Source organism: Pseudomonas sp. HLMP, from assembly GCF_046365545.1.
Taxonomy (GTDB): domain Bacteria; phylum Pseudomonadota; class Gammaproteobacteria; order Pseudomonadales; family Pseudomonadaceae; genus Aquipseudomonas; species Aquipseudomonas guariconensis_B.
Window position 1 is genome coordinate 3,605,497 of the sequence record NZ_JBDLLR010000001.1, and the last position, 25,243, is coordinate 3,630,739.

The following is a 25,243-nucleotide window of genomic DNA, read 5'->3' on the forward strand; positions in this document are numbered from 1 at the left end:
CCCCAAACTAGGAAATCAGACTTTCAAGCTCTTGTGCTGATAGACGTTTGAGGGCCTCCAAGGATTTAGCCAACTCGTCTTCAACGGGCTGGACGTCTGTTTGCAGCTGCTGCACCTGCTCGGCGAACTGTTCCAGGCTGGCGGTCTGGAACAGGGCTTTGAGCGGCACGTCGACGCCCAGTTGCTGACGGATCTGCATCATCATCTGAGTCGCCAGCAGCGAGTGGCCGCCGAGGTCGAAGAAGTTGTCGTGCAGACCGACCCGCTCGAGCTTGAGCAGGGTTTGCCAGACGTGCGCCAACTGCTCTTGCAGCGGGGTCTGCGGCGCCACGTAGGCCTGCTGGCGCTGGCTGCTGTCGGGTGTCGGCAGGGCCTTGCGGTCGAGCTTGCCGTTGGGGCTCAGGGGCAGGCTGGCCAGCTGCACCAGGTGGGCAGGCACCATGTAGTCGGGCAGCAGCGTGCGCAGGCGGGCCTTGAGCTGTTCGCCCAGTTGCGCCGAATCTGCTTGATGCGCTACCACATAGGCCGCCAACTGCATGTCGGCACCGGTACCGACCGCCAGCACTGCCGCTTCGCGCACTTCAGGCTGCTCCAGCAGGCGCGCCTCGATCTCGCCCAGTTCGATCCGCAGGCCGCGGATCTTCACCTGATGGTCGATGCGCCCCATGTACTCGATCACCCCGTCGGCGCGCTGACGCGCCAGGTCGCCGGTGCGGTACAGGCGCTGGCCAGTGGCGAACGGGCTGGCGACGAAACGCTCGGCGGTCACCCCCGGGCGACGGTGGTAGCCCCGCGCCAGCCCTTCGCCACCCAGGTACAGCTCGCCCACCAGCCCTGCTGGCAGTGGCGACAGATCGTCGGCCAGCACGTAGGTGCTCAGGTTGGCAATCGGCTGCCCGATCGGCACGCTGTCCAGACCTTCGTCGCGGCAGGTCCAGTGAGTCACGTCGATGGCCGCCTCGGTCGGGCCATAGAGGTTGTACAGGCCCGCATTCGGCAGTTTGGCGAACACCTGCTGCTGGGCATCCACCTGCAGCGCCTCGCCGCTGCAGACGATGCGCGTGAGGCTGGTGCAGCGCGACACGCCTTCATCCTGCAAGAACACCTGCAACATCGACGGCACGAAGTGCAGCGTAGTGATGCCCTGCTGCTCGATCAGCCGCACCAGCCGCGACGGCTCGCGGTGATCGCCCGGCGCCGCGACCACCAGGCGGGCACCGACCATCAGCGGCCAGAAGAACTCCCACACCGACACATCGAAGCTGAACGGGGTTTTCTGCAGCACCGCGTCCGTGGCATCCAGGCCATAGGCCTGCTGCATCCAGCACAACCGATTGGTCAAAGCCTTGTGGCGATTGCCCGCGCCTTTAGGCTTGCCGGTGGAGCCGGAGGTGTAGATCACGTAGGCCAGGTTTTCTGGCTGCGGTTGTACGCCGGTGGCCTCGACGGAACACGCGAAGTGCCCCTGCTCGTCGACATTCAGGGCACGCACCGAACCTGGCACCGGCAGTTGGTCGCGCAGGTGCGACTGGGTCAACAGCAGCCCTATACCGCTGTCTTCGAACATATAGGCCAGGCGCTCGCGCGGGTATTCAGGGTCCAGCGGCACATAGGCGCCACCGGCCTTGAGCACTGCCAGCAGGCCCAGCACCATTTCGATACTGCGCTCGACGCAGATGCCTACCAGCACGTCCGGGCCCACCCCCAGCTCGATCAACTGATGGGCCAACTGGTTGGCCTGCTGGTCCAACTCACGGTAGCTCAGCTGGCGTTCGCCGAACACCAGGGCCACGGCGTCTGGGGTCTTCTGCGCCTGCGCCTCGATCAGGCTGTGCACGCAGGTGCCCGATGGGTAATCGACGAAGGTGTCGTTGAAGCCGTGAACCAGTTGCTGCAACTCGCTGGCATCGCACAATGGCAAGGCTTGCACCCGTTCGACCGGGTTGGCCACGACCCCGTACAGCAGGTTCTGCCAGTGACGCAGCAGGCGTTCGGCGCTGACGCGGTCGAACAGGTCGGTGGCGTAAGTCAGGCTAGCCACAAGGCCCGTGGCGGTTTCGACGGTATCCAGGCTCAAGTCGAACTGCGCCGAGCGTTCATCGCGCTGCACCGGCTGCACGTCCAGGCACGGCAGGGCCATGCCTTGGCCTGCACCTGCGACCTGATGGTTGAACATCACCTGGAACAGCGGGCTGTGGCTCATGCTGCGCTCCGGGTGCAGCGCCTGAACCAGCTGTTCGAAGGGTAAGTCCTGGTGCGCCTGGGCCTGCTGCGCCGCCTCGCGCACCTGCGCCAGAAGGGCTTCGAAAGGCTGCAGGCCGTCGATGCGCGCCTTCATCACCTGGGTGTTGACAAAGAAGCCGATCAGCCGTTCGGTCTCCATCCGGTTGCGGTTGGCCACCGGCACGCCAACATGGATCTCGGCCTGCCCGCTGTAGCGATGCAACAGCGCCTGGAACGACGCCAGCAACAGCATGAACAGACTGACATCCTGGCGCTGGGCCAACGCCTTCAGCCCCTCCAGCAAGGCCGGATCAAGGTTCAGGTCGAGCACCGCGCCCCGGTGGCTGGCCTGGGTCGGACGTGGCCGGTCGGTCCGCAGGGTCAGCACCTCAGGCGCTTCGCCCAACTGGTCTTTCCAGTAGGCCAGCTGGCGGTCTCCCTCCCCCGACTCCAGCCACTGACGTTGCCAGGCGGCATAGTCGGCATACTGGATCGGCGCCTCGGCCAGGTGTGCGACCTGGCCTTGCAGGCGGCTGGCGTAGCAGGCCAGCCACTGCTCGATCAGCACGTTGATCGACCAGCCATCGGCGATGCTGTGGTGCAAGGTCAGCACCAGCACATGGTCGTCGGACGCCACACGCAGCAGATTGACCCGGGCCAGCGGGCCCTGCATCAGGTCGAATGGCTGGGCGGTGCAGCGCTCGGCGTACGCCTTGATGGCTGACTCGACTTCATCGTTCGCGCCCACTTCATCGACCACCAGCGTCAGGTGCAACGCATCATCGAGCACCTGGCAGACCTGCCCCTGGTGCTCGACGAAGCGTGTGCGCAAGCTGCCCTGGTGACGCACCAGGTCTTCGAGGCCAGCTTGCAACGCAGCCATGTCGAGGGCGCCGTTCAAGCGCAGCACCGCCGGGATGTTATAGGCGCTGCTCGACGGCTCCAACTGCCACAGAAAGTGCTGGCGCTGCTGAGCGTAGGACAGCGGCTGCGGCCCCTGCTCCAGGGCCGGCACGATGGGCAGGCGCGCAACATTGACACCGGCCTGGGCCAGCTTGGCAAACAGCTGCCGACGGCGCTCGCCATCAAGGTTGCGCAGACGCGCAACCAGTTCCTGCGTACGGTCCTGCTTGTGCTCAGGCATTACTTTCCTCCAGTTCGTCGAGCGCGCCGAAGATCAGGTCCAGCTCATCGGCCGCCTGACCGGCATCACCTTGCAGATGCGCCGCCAGCTGTCCGAGCTGGCGTAGTTCATAGAATTCCTTGACCGGCAGCTCGACCCCGAACGCACCGCGAATACGCGACAGCAGCATCACCGCCTGCAGCGAGTGGCCACCCAGGGCGAAGAAGTCGTCATCCAGGCCAACCCGCTCAAGGCCCAGCACGTCCTGCCAGATCTGCGCCAGCTGGCGCTCGAGTTCGCTCTGCGGGGCGCGGAACTGCGCACTGCTCACCGCCGCGCTGACCGCTGGCAGGGCCTTGCGGTCGAGCTTGCCGTTGGGGCTCAGGGGCAGGCTGGCCAGCTGCACCAGGTGGGTAGGCACCATGTAGTCGGGCAGCAGCGTGCGCAGGCGGGCCTTGAGCTGTTCGCCCAGTTGCGCCGAATCTGCTTGATGCGCTACCACATAGGCCGCCAACTGCATGTCGGCACCGGTACCGACCGCCAGCACTGCCGCTTCGCGCACTTCAGGCTGCTCCAGCAGGCGCGCCTCGATCTCGCCCAGTTCGATCCGCAGGCCGCGGATCTTCACCTGATGGTCGATGCGCCCCATGTACTCGATCACCCCGTCGGCGCGCTGACGCGCCAGGTCGCCGGTGCGGTACAGGCGCTGGCCAGTGGCGAACGGGCTGGCGACGAAACGCTCGGCGGTCACCCCCGGGCGACGGTGGTAGCCCCGCGCCAGCCCTTCGCCACCCAGGTACAGCTCGCCCACCAGCCCTGCTGGCAGTGGCGACAGATCGTCGGCCAGCACGTAGGTGCTCAGGTTGGCAATCGGCTGCCCGATCGGCACGCTGTCCAGACCTTCGTCGCGGCAGGTCCAGTGAGTCACGTCGATGGCCGCCTCGGTCGGGCCATAGAGGTTGTACAGGCCCGCATTCGGCAGTTTGGCGAACACCTGCTGCTGGGCATCCACCTGCAGCGCCTCGCCGCTGCAGACGATGCGCGTGAGGCTGGTGCAGCGCGACACGCCTTCATCCTGCAAGAACACCTGCAACATCGACGGCACGAAGTGCAGCGTAGTGATGCCCTGCTGCTCGATCAGCCGCACCAGCCGCGACGGCTCGCGGTGATCGCCCGGCGCCGCGACCACCAGGCGGGCACCGACCATCAGCGGCCAGAAGAACTCCCACACCGACACATCGAAGCTGAACGGGGTTTTCTGCAGCACCGCGTCCGTGGCATCCAGGCCATAGGCCTGCTGCATCCAGCACAAGCGATTGGTCAAAGCCTTGTGGCGATTGCCCGCGCCTTTAGGCTTGCCGGTGGAACCAGAGGTGTAGATCACGTAGGCCAGGTTTTCCGGCGCAGGCTGTACCTGAGGCGCGCTCAGCGGGTAGCCCAGGTGAGCCTGCCGGTCGAGACACAGGGCGTGCAAGCCCGCCGGTAGCGGCAGTTGTGGCAGCACCTCGGTTTGGGTCAGCAGCAATGCTATACGGCTGTCCTCGAACATGTAGGCCAGGCGTTCGCGTGGGTACTCCGGGTCCAGCGGCACGTAGGCGGCACCGGCCTTGAGCACCGCCAGCAGGCCAAGGACCATCTCCAGGCTGCGCTGAGCGGCGATGCCTACCAGCACGTCCGGGCCCGCCCCCAGCTCGATCAACTGGTGAGCCAACTGGTTGGCCTGCTGGTCCAATTCGCGGTAGCTCAACTGACGCTCACCGAACACCAGGGCCACAGCGTCCGGAGTCTTCCGCGCCTGGGCTTGGATCAGGGTGTGTACGCAGGTGTCCGACGGGTAATCGACGAAAGTGGCGTTCCACTGCTCGACCACCTGCGCCTGTTCGGACACAGCGAGCATGTCCAGCTCGCCCAGGGTGCGCTGCGGGTCCTGCGCCAAAGCTTCGAGCAACTGGGCCAGGTGGCCATTGATGCGGCGGATGCGCTCGGCGCTGAAGTGCGCCAGGTCGAAGCTGTAGTGCAGCGCCAGCCGCTCGCCCAGGGTCACGCCTAAGGTCAGTGGGTAACTGGTCAAGTCGCTGTGCTTGGCCGGGCCGAAACGCAGGCCCTGCGATGCTCCACGCTCCAGCGCCTCGGAGACCGGGAAATTCTCGAACACCAGAATGTTATCGAACAGCGCCTCACCGCTGTGACCGACCCAGCCCTGCACTTCGAACAGCGCACTGTGCTCGTGCTCACGCATGGCCAGGCTCAGGTCCTGCAGGGTATGCAGCCATTGCGCCACGGTCTGCTGCGGGTGCGGGCTGGCGGCCAGCGGCAGGGTATTGATGAACAGCCCCAACTGGCTTTCTACCCCCGGCAGGTCGGCCGGGCGGCCGGCCACAGTAGTGCCGACGGTGACACAATCCTGGCCGGTGTAACGCTGCAACAGCAGCAGCCAGGCGGCTTGCACCAGGGTGTTGAGGGTCACTTTCTGCTGCCGGGCGAAGGCGTTCAGGCGCTGGGTCGAGGCCGTATCCAAATCATGATGCAACAGCTCGTGGCCGCTGCCGCCAGCATGCTCGGCGCCCACCTTGGCCAGCAACGTCGGCGCCTCGAACGCCGCCAGGCGCTCTTTCCAGAAGCGCTCGCTGCTCTGGGCATCGCGTTGCTGCAACCACTGGATGTAGTCGCGATAACGCCCCAGTGGGCGCTCGAACGCCTGGCCGTGATAACGCATCATCACTTCACCCAGCAACTGCGAGCTGCTCCAACCGTCCATGAGGATATGGTGGTTGGTGAACATCAGGTGATGGCTATGCTCGCCGGTGCGCACCAGGGTCAGGCGCAGCAGGCCGGGGCTCGACAACTCGAAGCCTCGGGCGCGGTCCTGCTCGGCCAACGCTCGCAGGGCGACGGCCAGGTCGTCGCGACCACGCCAGTCATGGCAGGTGAAGTCCAGCGGCAGGTGGCGGTGGATGATCTGCAACTGCTGGCCACCGCCTTGCCAGGCGAAGGCGCTGCGCAGGATGTCGTGGCTATCCATCGCTGCCTGCCAGGCGGCGCGGAAACGCTCGACCTCAAGGCCTTTGACATCCACGCACAACTGGTTGATGTACTCGCCACTGCCCTGTCGCAGCAGGCTGTGGAACAACATACCCTGCTGCATGGGCGACAGCGGATAGATATCCTCGATCTGGCTGGCCGGCACGTCCAGCGCATCCAACTGAGCCTGGTCGATGCCCGCCAGCGGGAAGTCGGACGGCGTGACGCCCATGACCCCAGGCTGGCAGCAATGCTCGACCAGGGCGCGTAGCTGCTCATCGAAGCAGGCGGCCAGGTGGTCGATGGTAGCGGTGTCGAACTGTTCGCCGCTGAAGGTCCAGCGCATCTCCAGCTCGCCGTCATAGACCTGGCCCTCCACCTCCAGCCAGTTGCCCAGCGGCGCGTCTTCGCTCAATTCAGCACCAGCGCCTTCATGGGCCGGCACCAGCAGCGCACCGTCGTCGAAGCTGGCGTCGAACTGGCCCAGGTAGTTGAAGGTCACCCGTGGCTGCGGCAATGCCGCAAGGGCATCCCGCACCGGCTGCTGGCCAAGGTAGCGCAGCACACCGAAGCCCAGGCCCTTGGCCGGTACGGCGCGCAGTTGTTCCTTGATGCCCTTGAGGCTGGCCGCCAGGTCGTCGTGGGCGGTGAGGCGCACTGGGAACAGGCTGGTGAACCAACCCACACTGCGGCTCAGGTCGATGTCGGCGAACAGGTCTTCACGGCCATGCCCTTCGAGCTGGATCAGCGCGTCGGCATGGCCAGTCCAGCCACGCAGGGTGCGGGCCAGGGTGGTGAGCAACAGGTCGTTGACCTGGGTACGGTAGGCGGCGGGCGCCTGTTGCAGCAGTTGGCGGGTGGCCTCGCGATCGAGACGGCCGCGGACCACCTGACGGTGACGGCTTTGCAGGCTGCCCTGCGGGCGATCGCACGGCAGGTCGAGCGGGGCATCGCTCAACACGCCGGCCCAGTAGCCCAGTTCGTCCTGCATGGCAGGGGTTTGCGCCAATGCAGTCAGGCGCTCGGCCCAAGCCTGGGTCGAACTGGTCTTGGCCGGCAACTGTACCGGTCGCCCCTGCAGCAACTGGGTGTAGGCGTGCTGCAAGTCCTCCAGCAGGATGCGCCAGGACACCCCGTCCACCACCAGGTGGTGAATGGCCAGCAACAGGCGCTGGCTGCCATCGTCCAGGGTCGCCAGCACCGCACGTAGCAATGGCCCTTTGACAAGGTCCAGGCTGGCTTGTGCCTGGGTGTTCAGTTCGCCAAGCCGTTCAAGGGACACGCCCTCGCGCAGCCACAGCAGGTCGTCATCGCTCGCGGTCGGCTCGGCAATCCATGCCCGCCAGCCCCCGTCCTGCACCACGAAGCGCGAGCGCAGTGCGTCGTGATGGGTAACGAGCGATGCCAGGGCCTGGTGCAAGGTATCGACCTGCAACGCCTGCTTCGGCTGCAGCAGCAACGCTTGGTTCCAGTGATGGCGGGCGGGTATGGGCTGAGCGAAGAAATCGTACTGAATCGGCAGCAATCCCAGGGCCCCGGTCACCGGCCCCTGGTCGATCACCACAACGTCATCGCCCAGGCGAGCGACGCTGGCCAGGCCCTGTACGGTCTGGTGCTGGAACAGGTCCTTGGGGCTGAACAGCAAGCCGGCCTGGCGGGCACGGCTGACCACCTGAATCGACATGATCGAGTCGCCGCCCAACTCGAAGAAGTTGTCGGTGACACCGACCTGCGCGCACTTGAGCACATCCTGCCAGATGGCTGCGATTCGCTGTTCCAACGCAGTGCGGGGCGCCACATGGCTGTGTTGCAATTGACTGGCGTCGGGGCGTGGCAGGGCCTTGCGGTCGAGTTTGCCGTTGGGGCTTAGGGGGAACCGAGCCAACAGCAGCAACTGCGCAGGCACCATGTAGTCGGGCAGTTGCTCTTGCAAGCCGCTGCGGATGGCTTCACGCAGGGCGGCCTGGGTGGCCAGATCCGCGTCGACCAGCTCGCGCTCGGCCGGCACCACATAGCCGACCAGTTGCAGGCCACTGGCCCCCGGCAATGCCAGCACCAGGGCATCGGCCACCTCGTCACGCTCCAGCAAGCGTGCTTCGATCTCGCCCAGCTCGATGCGGAAACCGCGGATTTTCACCTGGTGGTCGATTCGGCCGACGTACTCGATCACCCCTTCGGCATTGAAACGAGCCAGGTCGCCGGTGCGGTACAGGCGTGCACCAACACCGCTGTACGGGTCGGGGATAAAGCGCTCGGCGCTCAAACCCGGGCGCTGGAAGTACCCACGCGCCAACAACTCGCCACCGATCACCAGTTCGCCGACCACACCCACCGGTGCCGGCAAGCCGTTGTCGTCCAGTACCAGGATGTTGCGCCCCGGCAGGACGGCACCGATCGGCAGGGTCAGTGGGATCGGGCGCTGGCCGTGCACATAATCGTCGCAATCGAGGGTAGTGGCGGTGACCGTCGCCTCGGTGGGACCGTAGGTATTGAGCAGGCGTACATGACCCAAGCCAGCCTGGCGCCAGGCCAGCAGGCCCTCAGGTGGCATCGCTTCGCCACCACCGTGCACCTGGCGCAGCACGCCATAGTCACGCGGACCGACTGCGGCGAACTCCTTGGCCAGCATGTGCCAGTAAGCGGTGGTCAGGTCCATCACGCTGATGCGTTGCTCGATCAACTGGCGGTAAAGGGTTTCGCTGTCCCAGATCTCACTGCCACGGATCACTACCGAGGCACCGCAGATCAATGCCGGGTAGAGCTGCTCGACGAAACCGTCGAAGTTGAAGGTGGCAAACTGCAGCACCCGGTCGGCGGCACTCAGCTCGAAGAAGCCCAACGACACATGGGCGTGACGCACCAGCGCACGGTGGCTGATACCGACGCCCTTGGGCCGGCCGGTGGAGCCGGAGGTGAACATGACGTAGGCCAGGTTGTCGGGCAAGGCACGGTTGGGCAGGTCGCTGTCGTCGCCGTGCACCCAGGCCTCGTCGCGATCCAGGCATAGGGTCTGCACGCCTTGGGGCAGCGGCAGCCGCTGCAGCAGGCCGTCATGGGTCAGGATCAGGCGGCTGCCGCTGTCTTCGATCATGCATTGCAGGCGGTCGGCCGGGTATTGGGGATCGAGCGGCACGTAACCGCCACCGGCCTTGAGCACTGCCAACAGGCCGACCACCATGTCCAGGCCGCGCTCCAGGGCGATGCCCACCAATACTTCGCGATCCACACCACGCTCGACCAGGGTGCGGGCCAGGCGGTTGACCTGAGCATTGAGCTCGCCGTAGGTCAGTTGCTGACCGTCGAAAATCAGCGCGAGCGAATCCGGCGCACACGCAGCCTGGGCCTGGAACAGCTCATGCACGGTCAGCTCGTTGGGGTACTGGGCCTCGTTGCGGCCCCAGCCCTCGACCACTTGGCGGTATTCCTGCTGGTCCAGCAGGGCGATCTCGCCAATACGCTGGGCCGGGTTGGCGACCATCGCCCGCAGCACAGTCAGCCAGTGCCGGGCAAGGCGCTCGATGGTCGGCGCCTCGAACAGGTCGCAGGCGTAGGTGAAGGCGGCATTCAAGCGGCCACCCTGCTCGTAGGTGTCCAGGCTCAGGTCGAACTGGGTAGTGCGGCTTTCCCACTCGATGACGCCCAGTTCCAGGCCCTTGCCCACTGTCAGGCGGGTGACGTCGGCCACTTCCGGCTGGTGGTTGTACATCACCTGGAACAGCGGGTTGTAGCTCAGGCTGCGCTCGAGCTTGAGGGCGTCCACCAGGCATTCGAACGGCAGGTCCTGGTGATCCTGCGCGCCCATGGAGGCGGCCTTGATATCGGTCAGTAGCTCAGCCACCGAGGTCATGCCATCGAGCCGGGTGCGCAATACCTGGGTGTTGACGAAGAAGCCGATCAGGCCCTCGGTCTCGTTACGGTTGCGGTTGGCGATGGGTACGCCGATACGTAGGTCGCCCTGGCCGCTGTAGCGATGCAAGACAATGTTGAACGCCCCCAACATCAGCATGAACAGGGTCACCCCCTGCTGCCGGGCCAGTGCGCGCATCTGCTCGACCAACTGTGCATCCAGGGCCAGTTCGTGGCGGCGCCCCTGGTAGGTCGGCTGTACCGGGCGCGGATGGTCGCTGGGCAACTCCAGCACCGGATGTTCGTCACCCAGTTGCGCCATCCAGTAATCCAGTTGGCGCTGCTGCTCGCCCGCCTCCAGCCAGCGACGCTGCCACAGGGCATAGTCGCTGTACTGTATCGGCAGCGCCGCCAGCTGTGGCTGGCCGCCTTGATCATGGGCATCGTAGAAACGGCAGAACTCATCGATCAGCACGGTCATCGACCAGCCATCGGACACGATGTGATGCAGGGTCAGCAGCAGCACGTGCTCCTGTTCGGCCAGGCGCAGCAGGCGCACCCGCAGCAGCGGGCCCTGGGCCAGATCGAACGGCTGCTGCGCCTGGGCTTCGGCCTCGGCCGCCACTTCGGCCTCGCGCTGCTCGGGCGCCAGCTTGCCCAGGTCGCGCCAGGCAATGGTCAACGCCTGCTCGCAGGGAACCTGGCACAGGCTATCGTCCGGCTGTTGGCGGAACACCGTGCGCAGGGTCTCGTGGCGTTCGACCAGGCTGGCGAAAGCCTGCTCAAGGGCCTGGCGATTGAGCGCGCCCTTCAGGCGTACCGCGGCCGGTAGGTTGTAGGCGCCGCTGTGCGGGTCCAGGTGCCAGAGAAACCACATCCGCTGCTGGGCATAGGACAGGACCTGACGGTCCTGGGCCTCTACATTCCGCGGGATGGGGAACTGGGAGAAATCCACCCCTTCCTTGCGCAGCGCCGCCAGGAATACCTGGCGTTTTTCCACGGGCAGACCGATGAACCGGCGAGCGAGTTTCAGGGCGTCTTCAGCATTCATTTCTTGGCATCCGGAGCGTGGATTGAATGACCCGATGACAGGTCGTCCCTATAGAACGAACCCAGGCCGGAAAAATTAGCGCTACCCCACCTGTGCAAGCCGAGCGGGCCCATACAGCCGCTAAATTGGCCGGCGCAGGGTTCGTCCAATCGGTGAACCCGATGCCAAAGGACCTGCCATGTCCACCTCTTCCTCTCTCGCCAGTGCCATGCAGCGGGGCCTTCGCAGGCTGACCAGCGGCCTGGCGCAAAAACCCAGCGCCTACCGGATGTTCGACTTGCAACTGCTGCACAAGATCGAACTCAGCCCCTCGCTTTGCCGCCTGGTGTTTACCGGGCCCGATGTCGCCAGCATGCAATGCGCCGGGCCCGACCAGCGGGTAAAACTGTTCTTCCCCGCCGCCGACGGCAGCCTGCCATCACTGCCCCACGACAGCCACTGGAACGAAGCGCGCAAACAACTGCCGGAGGCCTCGCGACCGCCAATGCGCACCTACACCATTCGCGCCCTACGCCGCCCCGAGGCGCAGGTGGATATCGACTTCGTCATGCATGGTGTCAACGGCCCTGCCTCGGCCTGGGCGGCCCAGGCCCGCAGCGGCGATCGCCTGCAGATGCTGGCACCCGACCTGGCCTACCGAAAAGACCCAGGCGGCCATGAATGGAACCCGCCTGCCGGCGTAAACCACGTGTTGTTGGTGGGCGACGAAACGGCCTTGCCAGCCATCGCCAGCATCCTCGAAGAGCTGGCCGCAAGCGCGCAACCACCCCTGGTGCAGGCCTTTGTCGAAGTCCCCTTGCAAGCCGACTGCCTGAGCCTGGATTGCCCCCGCGACACCCACCTGCACTGGCTACCGCGAGATGTGCTCGGCAGCACCCACGGCACCGCCCTGCTGCAGGCCGTCGAGCAGTTGGCCGACTTGCCGATCATGCAGGCCCCGAACAAAGCGTGCCTTCTGGAGGAAATCGACATTGAGCAACGACGCCCCTGGGAACTGGCAAAAGCCCGACGGGGTGATTTCTATGCCTGGGTGGCCGGGGAATCGGCCACTGTGATGCGGATTCGTCGGCACCTGATCAATGTTCGGCACCTTGATCGTGCATGCCTGACGCTGATGGGGTATTGGCGCAGGGGACGCTCGTTCGAATGAGCGATACCTGGGGCTGCGCGGCAGCCCCAGGGTACGATCAGACCGCCGCCGTCACCGCCTCGGCAAACCGCTGCGCCACCTCGTCGATCTGATCGGCACTGATGATCAGCGGTGGCAGGAAACGCACAACCGCACCATGGCGCCCACCCAGCTCGAGAATCAGGCCCCGCTTGAGGCACTCGCGCTGGATCTTCGGTGCCAGTTCGCGGTTGACCGGAGGGTGACCCAAGGCATCGGGCCGGCCTTGCGGGTCGACCAGCTCGACCCCGAGCATCAGGCCACGACCACGGATATCGCCCAGTTGCGGATAATCCCGCTGCAACCGCAGCAGGTGCTCACGCAGGCGCTGCCCCATGGCCTCGGCATGCTCGGCCAGGCGGTGCTCGACCAGGTAGCCGATCACCGCCGAGCCCGCAGCCATGGCCATCTGGTTGCCACGGAACGTACCGGCATGGGCACCTGGCTTCCAGGTGTCCAGCCAGTCGCGGTAGACCACCACCGCCAGCGGCAGGCTACCGCCGATGGCCTTGGACAGGGTGACCACGTCCGGGACGATGCCGGCGTGCTCGAAGGCGAACATCCGCCCGGTACGGGCGAAGCCGCTCTGGATCTCGTCGACGATCAGCGCCACCCCGGCTTGCTCGGTGATACGGCGCACCCCCTTGAGCCATTCGATATCGGCCGGGATCACCCCGCCCTCGCCCTGCACCACCTCCAGGATCACCGCTGCCGGCAGCGGTACACCGCCTTCAGGGTCGAGCAACAGGTTCTCCAGGTAATGCAGGCCAGCCTTGACCCCGGCTTCGCCGCCCAGGCCAAACGGGCAACGGTAATCGTAGGGATACGGCATGAATTGCACACCGTTGCCGAGCAAGGCACCTAACGGCTGCTTGGGGCCATGGCTGCCCATCAGGCTCAACGCGCCCTGGCTCATGCCATGGTAGGCCCCCTGGAATGCCAGCACCGTGCTGCGCCCGGTGGCACTGCGCACCAGCTTGAGCGCCGCCTCCACGGCGTCGGTACCGGTGGGGCCACAGAACTGCACCTTCGCCTCACGGCGCAGTGCCTCGGGCAGCACACCGAACAGGTCCTGGACGAAGCGATCCTTGACCGGCGTGGTCAGGTCCAGGGTGTGCAGCGGCAGTTCGTCGGCCAGCACGCGCTGGATCGCCTCGATCACCACAGGGTGGTTGTGGCCCAGGGCCAAGGTCCCCGCCCCCGCCAGGCAGTCGATGAACTGACGGCCCTCGACATCCTCGACATGGATGCCACGGGCGCGCTTGAGGGCCAGAGGAATACGCCGGGGGTAGCTGCGGGCGTTGGATTCCTGTTGCTGCTGGCGCTGCAACAGGGGTGAATCCTCGAATTCGTACAGCGCCTGCGGCGCAGTGGCCGGCAGGACCTGGGCAAGGCTGGAAGCGGTCGACATCGGAAAAATCCTCGCAAGCAAGCGAAAGTGCCCGCCACGCCCCTGGAGCCGGATGTGTGTCGGGTTGTCATCGCTTGAAAAACGCTTCAGCGGGGCGAGGATTTAGCAGTTGTTACAGGATTTGTGTGGCCCCTTCGCGGGCAAGCCCGCGAAGGGGCGCGACACCGTCAGTGACGCGCCGGCACCTGCAGCCATACCCGCAGCCCATCGCTGCGGCTGTCGAAGCGCAGGCTGCCAGCACAGCGCTGCACGATCGCCTGGACGATCGCCAGGCCCAGGCCACAGCCGCCACTCTGGCCATGGCGCCAGAAACGCTCGGTCAGGTGCTGCAGGTCCTCCTCGGCGATGCCCGGCCCATGGTCGCGAACCAAAAAGCCCACCTGCCCGTCGGCCGCCTGCACCTCCAGCTCCACGGCGGTATCGCCGCCATGGCGCAGGGCGTTGTCCAGCAGGTTGCGCAAGGCCGCTACCGCCAGCGGCGCGGGCATGCCCAGGTAGACCTGGGCAGCCTCCTCCGGCAGGCGCAGGACGATGCGCCGGTTGTCGCCTCCGCCAGCATCCTGCACCGCTTGGCGCGCCACCTGCTCGGCGCTGCATTGCACGCCATCTTCGAACGACAGGCTACCCTCCACCCGGGCCAGCATCAGCAACTGTTCCAGGGTGCGGTGCATACGATCGGCCCCCTGCTCCGCGTGTTCCAGCGCCTGCTCGCGAACCGTGCCGTCGGTCATGCGCGCGACTTGCAGGTGGGTCTTGATCGCGGTCAGCGGGCTGCGCAGCTCGTGGGCCGCGTCGTCGGTCAGGCGCCGTTCGCGCTCGATGGTCTGGGCGATGCGCAGGAACAACTGGTTCTGCGTCTCGAGCAGCGGCTGGAGTTCGCTGGGCATGCCGGTCACCTGCAACGGCTCGACGCTGTCGGCGCGGCGCCGGCGCAGGGCGTCACGCATCCGGTTGAGCGGCTCCAGGCCCTTGCCGACGCCGATCCACAGCAGCCCCAGGCTGCCGAGCAGGGCCATCAGCACCGGCGCCGAGGCTGCCAGGAGGATCGAACGGTTGAGCGCCTCGCGCTCCAGGTGGCGATCGGCGGTGGTGATGCGCACATCGCCATGGTTGTAGGTGAAGGTGCGCCAGGACGCGCCATCGATGGACTGGTCACGGAAGCCGCTGCTCTGGTCGTCCATGGCCCCGTCGTGCTTGTGGTTGCTGGCGAGGATTTCGCCGCGCAGGGAGCTGACCTGGCAGGCCATGCCGTCCGGCACGCTGAGCTGGTCGGCAGAAAAATGTGCGTCTTCGCCCTTGGCCGTCAGCGGCTGCGGCAACTGGTCGATCAAGCCGGCGACCATACGCGCCGAGGCCACCAGGCGCTGGTCGAGGGAGAACATCATCTGCTGGCGCAGGTCGCGCAGCATCCACGCGGCGGCGAGCACCCAGATGATGACGAAGGCGCTGCCCAGGATCAGCGAGAGGCGTGCACGCAGGCTCATGGGGTGGTCTCCTGGGAGGCCTGGGCCGGCCCGAGGCGATAGCCCAGGCCACGCACGGTCTCGACGATGCTGTTGCCGAGCTTGCGGCGCAGGTGGTGGATATGCACGTTGAGGGCGTTGCTCTCGACTTCGTCGCTGAAACCGTAGACGCAGTCCTTGAGCTGTTCGCTGGAGAGCACCCGGCCGGGGTTCTGCAGCAGGGCCTGGAGCAGCGCCTGTTCGCGTCGGGACAGGTCCACCGGCTGGCCGGCGAGAGTCGCCTCGCAACTGCTGGGGTCGTAGCGCAACGGGCCGTGCTCGATGACGTTCACCGCCCGTCCGGCCACGCGGCGCAGCAGGGTGTGCAGGCGCGCGGCCAGCTCGCGCAGGTCGAAGGGCTTGAGCAGGTAGTCGTCGGCGCCGGCCTGCAGTCCATCGACCCGGTCGGTGATCGCGTCACGGGCGGTGAGCACCAGCACCGGCAGGGTCTCGCCCTGCTGGCGCAGGCGGCGCAGGAGCCTGAGGCCATCTTCGTCGGGCAGGCCCAGGTCGAGGATCATCACGTCGAACTGCGCGGCCTTCAGCAGCGCCCGCGCGGCACCGGCGCTGGCCACCCGGTCCACGGTCAGGCCCTGGGCGGCGAGGCCGGCGCAGATGCCGCTGGCGATCAGGTCGTCGTCCTCGCAGAGCAGTACGTGCATGGGAGGTTCTCCAGTGGGGAAGCTTGGCTTGCATTGCACAGTGGGGGGATTAAGGGGGGATTATGACGCCTGGCGGGGAGATTCGTCGCGCTGGGGTGATTGTTGGTAGTGGGGCTGCAAAGCAGCTCCAATACCGCTTAACTGACCAGCATCCGAACCCAACAGTCCTACAAGGCAGCCTGTAGGACCCGGTTAACCCTCGGTTAATCAGCCCAGGCCAGCATGGGCCCCCTCACTGCACTGCCAAGGCGAAGACATGCGCATTTTCCTGCTCTTGCTGACACTCCTCCTGGCCGGCCCGCTCCAGGCCAACCCCTTCGAGGTCAAACCGGATTTCCTGCCCGTCGACCAGGCCTTCGTCCTGACCCACGATCACCTGCCCGACGGCCAGATGCGCCTGCACTTCCAGATCCAGGACGGCTATTACCTCTACCAGAAACGCCTGAAGTTCGAGGGCCTGCCCGCCGAGCAGCACCCGCAGCTCCCGCCGGCGCTGAACCACCACGACGAGTTCTTCGGCGACAGCGCCGTCTACCGCCAGCAGCTCGAGCTGCTGCTCCCCGCCAATGCCCAGGGCCAGTTGCGCCTGGGCTGGCAGGGCTGCGCCGACGCCGGCTTGTGCTACCCACCGCAAACCACCGTGATCGAACTCGGCGGCCAAGCCCCGGCGACCACCGAACAGGCCAGCGACCAGGCCCTGGCCAGCGACCTGCAGCACGCCAGCCTGGCCTGGAGCCTGCTGGCCTTCTTCGGCCTCGGTCTGCTGCTGGCCTTCACCCCGTGCTCATTGCCGATGCTGCCGATCCTCGCCGGCCTGGTCCTGGGCAACGGTGCCTGCGCCCGCCGTGGCTGGGTGCTGGCCGGTGTCTATGTGCTGAGCATGGCCCTGGTCTATGCGGCCCTGGGCGTGGTCGCCGCGCTGCTCGGCGCCAGCCTGCAGGCGTGGTTGCAGCAACCCTGGCTGCTGGGCAGCCTGGCCGCTTTGTTCGTGATCCTGGCATTGCCGATGTTCGGCGCCTTCGAGCTGCAACTGCCGGCGGCCCTGCGCGACCGCCTCGACCGCGCAGGCCAGGGTACCCGTGGTGGCAACCTGTATGGCGCAGCGCTGCTCGGCGCCCTCTCCGGCCTGCTGTTGGGGCCGTGCATGACCGCACCGCTGGCCGGTGCGCTGCTGTACATCGCCCAGAGCGGCGACATGCTGCACGGTGGTCTGGTGCTGTTCAGCCTGGGCCTGGGCATGGGCGTGCCGCTGCTGTTGCTGGTCACTCTGGGCAATCGCTACCTGCCGCGCCCCGGCGCCTGGATGAACCTGGTCAAGGGCTTGTTCGGCTTCGTCTTCCTCGCCATGGCCCTGTACACCCTGCGCAGCCTGCTGCCGGCAACGCTGTTGCTGGCCCTCGCTGGCGCCTGGCTGATCGCCCTGGCCTGGGCCGCCTGGCCTGCCCTGCACCGCCTGCCCGCGCTGCGCGCCATGCCGCTGCTCGGCGCCCTGTGGGGTGGCCTGCTGCTGGTCGGCGCCGCAGCCGGCGGTGACGACCTCTGGCAACCGCTGCAACCCTTCGCGGGGGGCGGTGCCCCCGTGGCGAACGCCAAGGCCGAGGATGCCTTCGTCACGGTCAACCGCCCCGAGGCGCTGCAACGTGAACTGGACGCCGCCCGGGAGCGCGGCCAGTGGGTGATGCTGGACTACTATGCCGACTGGTGCGTGTCGTGCAAGGTCATGGAAAAGCAGGTATTTGCCCGGCCTGATGTCCAGGCCGACCTGGCCAACGTGCACCTGGTGCGCCTGGACGTCACCGCCAACAGCCCGCAGAGCCGCGAACTGCTGCAGCGCTACCAAGTGCCAGGCCCGCCCAGCCTGATCTGGATCGGCCCGGAAGGCGAGGAACGCCGCGCCCGGCGCATCACCGGCGAGGTGGATGCCGCCACCTTCCTGCAGCACTGGACACAGACCAGGAGCCAAGGCTGATGCTGACCGTGACCCTGGGGCCGCTGACCATGGCCCTCAACCACCTGCTGCTGCTCGCGGCTCTCGGGATCGCCAGCCTGGTCGGCTGGTGGGTCGCCCGGCGCGGCGGCGAAAGCCCCGAGTCGGCGCTGTTCAACCTGTTCCTGCTGGGGCTGGTGTTCGCCCGCCTGGGCTTCGTGCTGGCCTACTGGCCGATGTACCGCGACGACCCTGTGCAGGTGATCGACATTCGTGATGGCGGCTTCCTGCTCTGGGCCGGCCTGATCGGCATCGTGCTCGGCACCCTGTGGCAGGGCTGGCGCCACCCGGGCCTGCGCCGTCCGCTGGGCTGGGCGCTGTTCAGCGGCGCGCTGTTCTGGGGGCTGGCGAGCCTTGGCAGCCACCTCTACAGCAAGGGCACCGAGTTGCCGGCGCTAAGCCTGCGCAATGCCACAGGGCAGTCGGTAGCGCTGCACGACTACCGTGGCAAGCCACTGGTGATCAACCTCTGGGCCACCTGGTGCCCGCCCTGCCGACGCGAGATGCCGGTGCTGCAGCAGGCCCAGCACGATTACCCGCAGGTGACCTTCCTGTTCGTCAACCAGGGCGAGACGCCGGAGAACGTCAGTACGTTCCTGGCCACCACCGGCCTGAGCCTGACACATGTACTGTTCGACGGCAGCGGCCAGTTGGCCCAGCGGGTCGGCTCCATGGCCCTGCCCACCACTCTGTTCTACAACGCCGAAGGGCGGCTGGTCGGCAGCCACCTGGGCGAACTGTCCCGTGCCAGCCTGCGCCATGCGCTGCAACCCTTCGAACGGGCCACCGCGCCCTCCTCCGCCGCACAAGGAAACTGACATGCGATTGAATGCACTGCTGCCCCTGAGCCTGGCCCTGCTGGCGACCCCGGCCTTGCAGGCCGAAGAACTGCCCAAGGCGGTCCAGCAGATACAAGCCAAGGGCGCCGTGATCAAGGGCAGCTTCGATGCCCCCAACGGCTTGCGCGGTTATGCCGCCGAATACCAGAACAACGGCATCGCCCTGTACCTGACCCCCGATGGCAAACATGTGCTGGTCGGCAGCCTGTTCGACGAACAGGGCAAGGACCTCAGCGCAGAGCCGCTGGAAAAACTGGTGTACGCCCCAATGACCAAGGCTATCTGGGCGAAGATGGAAAAGACCGCCTGGATCGCCGATGGCAAGGCCAACGCGCCGCGCATCGTCTACCTGTTCAGCGACCCGAACTGCCCGTACTGCAACATGTTCTGGCAGCAGGCACGGCCCTGGGTCGAGTCGGGCAAGGTGCAGTTGCGCCATATCATGGTCGGCATCATCCGCGAGGACAGCCCAGGCAAGTCGGCGGCCTTGCTCGCCGCCAAGGACCCGGCCAAGGCGCTGGAGCACCATGAGAAAGCGGGCAAGGCCAGCACGCTCAAGGCCTTGGACACGATACCGGAGGCTGTGCAGACCAAGCTGGAGGGGAATCTGGCGTTTATGGAAGAGTTGGGGTTGCGGGCGACGCCGGCGATCTTCTATCAGGATGAGCAAGGGAACCTGCAGAGCCAGCAAGGCGCGCCGCGACCCGAGATGCTGGGCAAGATTCTCGGCAAGCGCTGAAGGTAAAAATGGCTGAGGCTGCTTTGCAGCCTTTTCCGATAGGTCCGGCGCCCCGGCAAGGCCACACCGAGGGATACCGCGCTGTTCCGCGATTCAGCGCTGTGCCTGTAGAGCCCACCAGTCTCCTGGCTGCGCTGTTGCGCAAAGAGCTTTCGGCTGACAGACCATCCGATTGGAGCAGTCTTACGTCGCGAAAGGACGGCAAAGCAGCCCTAACTTAGCTCACTTCGAACATCTTGAAAGGGCTGACCATAGGCATAGATTCTCGGCAGGCGCTAATGTCAATGTCTGGATCTCTGTGTCGTCCCCATGGCCTTGATTGATGTGCCTCTTTCACCTGCCATCGCAGGCTGCAGAGATCTAAAAATCTCCTCCAACCCCAATGCCGGCCAGTTAAGACTTCCAGCTGCCATTTGGGGGCGCTTTTGCGCCCCTTTCACGACACAAGGCCGCTCAGGCATAGCGCTGCCTGCAAGCCAGCGCCGAATCTGGAACGACCTTGTGCCGCGAAAGGGCTGCGGAGCAGCCCCAGGCTTAACTGACAGGCATTGCCTCCCCCCCACCATTTGGCATGACACTTTGGATATGGCTGACCACGTGATCTCGCTGTCAAGCGCCTAATTCAACAAGCCAACGACGCATAACCCAAACGCCCTATCGTGTATCTCCAAGCACGGCAATCGTTCAAACAGAAACACTGAGAGACGGCTATTTACACATAATGAAACATTTTTTGCCCACAGCGGCTCAATAAATATTACTTCCTCCTGAAAAACAAACGAACAACAACTCCAGAAATTCCTCAACGAACAGCAAAATAATTCACACATGAAAATAGGAATGTTCTGACAAAAAAAATCCAAAAAATCAAAAATAAGAATTCTCCGTAAGCAAACACCTAGGAACATTCACACAACCTTACCTCCGAATAAAACAGAAGACCGAGGAATTTTAAAAAACACTTTTCAGCCGCAACTTGACATGCATCAACGACGGTCCTAAACCTGCACAAACCCCGAACTCGAACTCGGGGCAACAACCAAGGAGAGAACAATGGACCATCAATTTGGCATCAATGTCATGAAGCTGGACTTTGACAACGATTGCGATATGGAAGCGGAATTCTTTGGAGGCTCCGGAAGCCAAGGAGGCTGCGGAGGAAGTGGTGGTTGTGGAGGTGGTGGTGGATGTAAAGGTGGTAGCGGGGGTTCAGGAGGATGCGGCGGTAATGCTATCGACAACCTTGAGCATGAGAACTGCTAACTAAAAGTAGGGCGTCTTCACCCACCAAAGAAGATGCCCTCCTCCACCCGAGGAGCAAAAATGAAAACACTAAGGATCTACAACTACGAAATACTCAACTTTGACTCTGATCCAATGGTCTTTTCCCCCATTGGATTTACCAAAATCACTGAACCAAAAATGGCGAAGGCACTACAACACCTTGCCGAAACTCAATCAACACTGCTACCGCAAGATGAACTCGAGCAAATACTGCTAAGTGAAAACCTAAACCCTGCCAGTGGCATTGACTTCCTTAGATCAATATCCATTATTGGTGAACACGCAGAGCCTCCCTATTTTGAAAACGCCATTATTTATACTGACTGGGACATATCAAATGAACTCAAGTCCTACTTGAAAAGGAAATCTCATGATAAAACCCAGATCCGAAAACTCCCTCTATCCAAAACGCCCAAAGCAAAAACGCCAACCCTGTTTATTCTTGCTTATTTAAAGCTATGCCCGGACTTACTCAGAAAAACCTACACGGCAATCTTAGATAGCAACCCTGATTGTGGGATCAGTGTTGGATTCATCAGTGGAAAGTACTTCCACTTGACCGAAGTCTATATTCCCTCAATCGGTAATCCATGCGCTTTTTGCACCCTAGATAGAATCGCACACTATGAGCAATTGAGACCCAGCCATCATCACTGGTACAAAATATGGGCTTTTTGCCGATCAAAAAAAATAGCATTACCTAAGACAGCAATCGACGAACTTCAAAACGCATTAATTCTCGGAACAGTCACTTCATTCTCAAACAAATTAATACACCCTCAAAAATCCAAACTCACTCAAGACCAAACTTTGCTATCTAGAACTCTAAATTTAGAAAATGGCACATTTACAGAAGACAATAGCATTCACTGGCCACTTTGCCAATGCTTAGGATTCAAACCATGAGCATTCCTCACGATCATTATCTGAAATTCACAACCCGCGAAGTAACAGATGAAACATTAGCCTTTCACGCCAAAGGAAATTTCGTTATCCATAGAGCAACCCGGCATTTAAGCACCTTGCATCACATCCCATTAAAAGAATTAAAAAAGCTAACTGGCAACGAACTCAAGTTGAATATCTTTACTTCAGAAAAGGGCCATAGAGGGGAGGCTCTGCAACCCTTACGTCAAAACCATAGTCTGCACAGAAATAACTCGTGTAACTGGTTCGATGAGCGGGAAATGCAGTTCGAAACTGTCAAAGCCCTTCTTTCCCCCTTATTAGTAAAAGGTGGATCAAGCTACAGGAGGGGTTACCCAAGTGGCGGGGCACTTTACCCGATTGAAGTTTTCTGCATCAATTTAAACAATAAAATCAAGCACTGGCCAACTGAGAGCAGCGCTCTCCACCTACTTCCATCCTCAAGAACGCTGGAGGCATACAGCCCGAAAATTAATATAGACTTATTGTCCAATGCCATCACCCAGGAGCACGACAACATAGGTTCACCATCATTAGCAATCATCTACTTCATCTACTTACCAAAGGCAATATTCAAATATCGATATAGAGGATATCGGTTAGCCCTTATGGAAGCTGGATCCATGTATATGCTTACAGATTTACGCTGCAAAGAGTTACAACTGCACAGCAGACCTTGGTCAGGCTTTACCGATTACGAGGTCACGAAAGAACTAAACTTGAACCCAGCATTATTTCTACCCGCTTGTATTCAACTCATAGGCTAGTTTCATGAATATCTATAACGAAATCCATACCCCTGCTGCTACAGACTTTGAGTTGCACCGACCGGGGGCAGTGTCCCATCTCCCTCATAGTGTTGAGTGCGGCAGTCGATGGGGCACCTACGGCTCAAGCAGTGGATGGTCATCAGAAGTAATTAACTGTGCTATTGGCGAACAGTTCGAGAGAAAGCACTTCTATCTTGACGTTCCCGTACACGACACAAGCAAACTAGATAATGGGCTGACCCCCGAAGAATGTGACGAGTTTTCCAAGGCATTCTCACAGACATCCACGAATGGCCATAAGACACCATTACACTCGCACCTTTTTGATCGCACTAATGTTTTCAGGATAACTGACTTCACGCCCTGCAGGATTCCCACTGTCTGCATATCCATTTCGCCAGGCAGGAACCCCGTCGATAACAAGTTCTACCCAATGAGAGACACCTGCGGATGCAGTGCCCATGTGACAATTGAAAGAGCAATCCTGGGAGCACTCAAAGAGTCTCTAGAGAGGCAATTTCTACTTAGATTCTGGCTTACCAAAACTTGCACAGACAAAGTTTCATATCTTGATGCCTGTTCGACCCTGAAAAATCTACCCAGCCGACCACTACTCCAGCAATTACACAAAAACGGAGAGTTATGCATCTTAAACTTAACTGACGATAAATTCCCTGGCAGCTGCATTTTACTGTGCTACGGCAACAAAAACGACAAGCACGCCCACGTTAAATACTGCGCTGGAATGGCTTATTCGGACAACCTCGCCAGTGCTTTGGAAAAGGCAACCATCGAATTATGGCAAACCTTCCGATTCATGCAGTCATTTAGCAGCACCAATAACTTTAAAAAAGAAATTGAGGACCCTTACCTCAGCTATTTCATGGAATGCAACCATTACAGTACCTACAATACAATTTCCAGCAACATAGATATGAGTCACCCCAAGTCCTCATCCAACGACACCGTCCCACTCACCTGCCAAAACCTTATTAGCGCAATAAGAAAACTCAAGTTAAATGGCTACCTATACTTATCCGCGCTGCCCACCAAAAAATCCAACATTCACTTTTGCAAGTACACCTCACCCAATCTGTTCCTCCACATGAACAATGCCTTCCACCTAAATACCAAAAACACTTATTCCGATTTCTTTTCCAAAAAAATCATCACTACACAACTAACCAGAATGGTCCCCTTCCCATGAGCAGCCTTCCTCAATGTGCGACGCCTAGGGTGGTCAGAATTGCAAGAATCTCAAAGATTTTAGTTCTCGAGCACTTGAAGGAGCCCACTGCACTTCTGTGGACAGCACTATCGCCTTGTATAATGTTCATCATCTTGACGCAAAGCACCCCGACATCTCAACAAACGAGCCAAGCATATATCACTGCAGCAGCATGGTTCTACGCATACATTTCGTCAAGCGTCGCTTTTTTTGGCCTGAGCTTTTATCTCATCGGCAGAAGAGAAAGTGGATTCATCCGATCATTTATCTATCAGAAAACAGCAATCGCTCTATTCTTGTGCTCACACCTCACTAGTTACACCCTGATCAGCATCATCTATTTCAGCTTTTTCTACTTAACAACCAAACCACTATACGGCGACTACTCGACCTATGAATTTCTGTATTTACTATCCTGCTTTTATGCGAGCTATCTGATGTTTTCATGCATTGGACTTGCCATAGCAGCATTACCCATAAAGTTCACCACTGCCAACACACTTTTCTCTCTCTTGTCTTTCATAATGTTACTCTCAGGCTATATAGGCGCCATGCACACTCAGGACATTCCTTCTATAAACCCACTACATCTGAGCACAAAAATATTTCACGGAGAGATTTCACTGATCAACAGCTTTCTCGCAGCACTTACCAGCTCCCTTCTTGGCAGTTACCTGACTGGTAAATATTTCAGAATCCAGCCTATTTGGAGTAGATACTAAATGAGCATACTAAGCATCAAAAACCTGAGCTTCTCCTATAAAAATCAAACCTTGTTTGACAATATAGGCCTAGCTCTAAACAAAGGCGAAATAGTTGGTATTCTTGGTAGCAACGGAGCTGGGAAAACGACACTTTTCGACCTAATCTGCAAAATTAGAAAGCCTACCCACGGAAAGATAATCAACAATTCCCAGCAACAGCTTTACCTTACTCAAATTCTAACCCCTCCACCGCTACTGCATATGGCCGAAGTTTACAACTTAATTTCCTGTTTAAGCTCAACATCCACACCCAGCCACTCTGAAACGCTTGCACGCCTCTACACTTGGTCGCCTCCGTTATTCAAACGCTATTCCGAGATATCAAAAAAGAAGGCTTCTACGTGCAGCTACGGTGAGATTCGGAGTTTTTTCACCCTAACGCTACTCCTCATGGGCAGCGACTTGATCATACTCGACGAACCTACTGCAGGTGTCGACCCAGAATTCCGTCATTACATATGGCTTGGTATCAGTAATGCCTGCCAAGAAGGTGCAGCTGTGTTGATCTCATCTCACTACACACATGAGATCGCCACTCACTGTCATCGCTTCTACATGCTTGCCCGCCAACGACTCGAGGAATTTGATAGCGGCGACCAGTTCATGACCCGTCACCATGCCACTTCACTTGATGAAGCGTTCATCAATGCCACTGTGTAATGGCGATGTGCAGCAACCTGCTCTTGACCCTATGGCCG

The 25,243-nt window shown here is 61.6% G+C and carries 14 protein-coding genes; 9 read left to right on the forward strand and 5 right to left on the reverse strand.

Annotated features, from left to right (window positions below; translation table 11 throughout):
* Positions 1–7: 7 nt before the first annotated feature.
* Positions 8–3,334: an amino acid adenylation domain-containing protein gene (locus ABFA30_RS16625; RefSeq protein ID WP_410046049.1), complete on the reverse strand. Its 3,327-nt coding sequence runs from the start codon at positions 3,332–3,334 to the stop codon at positions 8–10.
* 25 nt (positions 3,335–3,359) lie between these two features.
* Positions 3,360–11,264 (reverse strand): amino acid adenylation domain-containing protein, encoded by a 7,905-nt coding sequence (locus ABFA30_RS16630; protein ID WP_410045692.1) that lies wholly within the window; start codon positions 11,262–11,264, stop codon positions 3,360–3,362.
* A gap of 178 nt (positions 11,265–11,442) precedes the next feature.
* On the opposite strand from ABFA30_RS16630, the gene ABFA30_RS16635 reads away from it, so the two are divergent.
* The gene (locus ABFA30_RS16635; RefSeq protein WP_225789864.1) at positions 11,443–12,414 is read left to right on the forward strand and encodes a siderophore-interacting protein; all 972 of its coding nucleotides are present in this window, start codon (positions 11,443–11,445) and stop codon (positions 12,412–12,414) included.
* A 37-nt stretch (positions 12,415–12,451) separates the two neighbouring features.
* On the opposite strand, the gene ABFA30_RS16640 is transcribed toward ABFA30_RS16635, so the two are convergent.
* The 3 genes from ABFA30_RS16640 to ABFA30_RS16650 form a co-directional block, all read right to left on the reverse strand.
* Positions 12,452–13,843 (reverse strand): aspartate aminotransferase family protein, encoded by a 1,392-nt coding sequence (locus tag ABFA30_RS16640; RefSeq protein ID WP_225789865.1) that lies wholly within the window; start codon positions 13,841–13,843, stop codon positions 12,452–12,454.
* 167 nt (positions 13,844–14,010) lie between these two features.
* Positions 14,011–15,327 (reverse strand): ATP-binding protein, encoded by a 1,317-nt coding sequence (locus ABFA30_RS16645; protein ID WP_225789866.1) that lies wholly within the window; start codon positions 15,325–15,327, stop codon positions 14,011–14,013.
* Positions 15,324–16,007 carry a response regulator transcription factor gene (locus ABFA30_RS16650; protein ID WP_225789867.1) on the reverse strand — a complete coding sequence of 228 codons (684 nt, stop codon included), beginning with the start codon at positions 16,005–16,007 and terminating at the stop codon, positions 15,324–15,326. The genes ABFA30_RS16645 and ABFA30_RS16650 overlap by 4 nt, the downstream gene beginning before the upstream one ends.
* Positions 16,008–16,263: 256 nt before the next feature.
* Here ABFA30_RS16650 and dsbD point away from each other — a divergent pair, with 256 nt between their 5' ends.
* The 8 genes from dsbD (at position 16,264) to ABFA30_RS16690 (ending at position 25,205) form a co-directional block, all read left to right on the forward strand.
* Positions 16,264–17,976 carry a protein-disulfide reductase DsbD gene (gene dsbD, locus ABFA30_RS16655; RefSeq protein WP_253167906.1) on the forward strand — a complete coding sequence of 571 codons (1,713 nt, stop codon included), beginning with the start codon at positions 16,264–16,266 and terminating at the stop codon, positions 17,974–17,976.
* Entirely contained in the window at positions 17,976–18,812 is an 837-nt protein-coding gene (locus ABFA30_RS16660; RefSeq protein ID WP_253101211.1) for a TlpA family protein disulfide reductase, read from the forward strand. Before dsbD ends, ABFA30_RS16660 begins: the two co-directional genes overlap by 1 nt.
* A 1-nt stretch (position 18,813) precedes the next feature.
* Positions 18,814–19,572 carry a thiol:disulfide interchange protein DsbG gene (gene dsbG / locus ABFA30_RS16665; protein WP_253080427.1) on the forward strand — a complete coding sequence of 253 codons (759 nt, stop codon included), beginning with the start codon at positions 18,814–18,816 and terminating at the stop codon, positions 19,570–19,572.
* Positions 19,573–20,625: 1,053 nt separating this feature from the next.
* Positions 20,626–20,835, forward strand: coding sequence for a hypothetical protein (locus tag ABFA30_RS16670; RefSeq protein WP_253081352.1), 210 nt, complete (start codon positions 20,626–20,628; stop codon positions 20,833–20,835).
* 60 nt (positions 20,836–20,895) lie between these two features.
* On the forward strand, positions 20,896–21,762 hold the full coding sequence (locus ABFA30_RS16675; RefSeq protein ID WP_253091014.1) for an McbB family protein: 867 nt from the start codon (positions 20,896–20,898) through the stop codon (positions 21,760–21,762).
* Entirely contained in the window at positions 21,759–22,550 is a 792-nt protein-coding gene (locus ABFA30_RS16680) for a nitroreductase family protein (protein WP_253081350.1), read from the forward strand. Before ABFA30_RS16675 ends, ABFA30_RS16680 begins: the two co-directional genes overlap by 4 nt.
* A 4-nt stretch (positions 22,551–22,554) precedes the next feature.
* Entirely contained in the window at positions 22,555–23,760 is a 1,206-nt protein-coding gene (locus ABFA30_RS16685; protein WP_410045693.1) for a YcaO-like family protein, read from the forward strand.
* Between the two features lie 743 nt (positions 23,761–24,503).
* The gene (locus tag ABFA30_RS16690) at positions 24,504–25,205 is read left to right on the forward strand and encodes an ATP-binding cassette domain-containing protein (RefSeq protein ID WP_253081348.1); all 702 of its coding nucleotides are present in this window, start codon (positions 24,504–24,506) and stop codon (positions 25,203–25,205) included.
* Positions 25,206–25,243 lie beyond the last annotated feature (38 nt).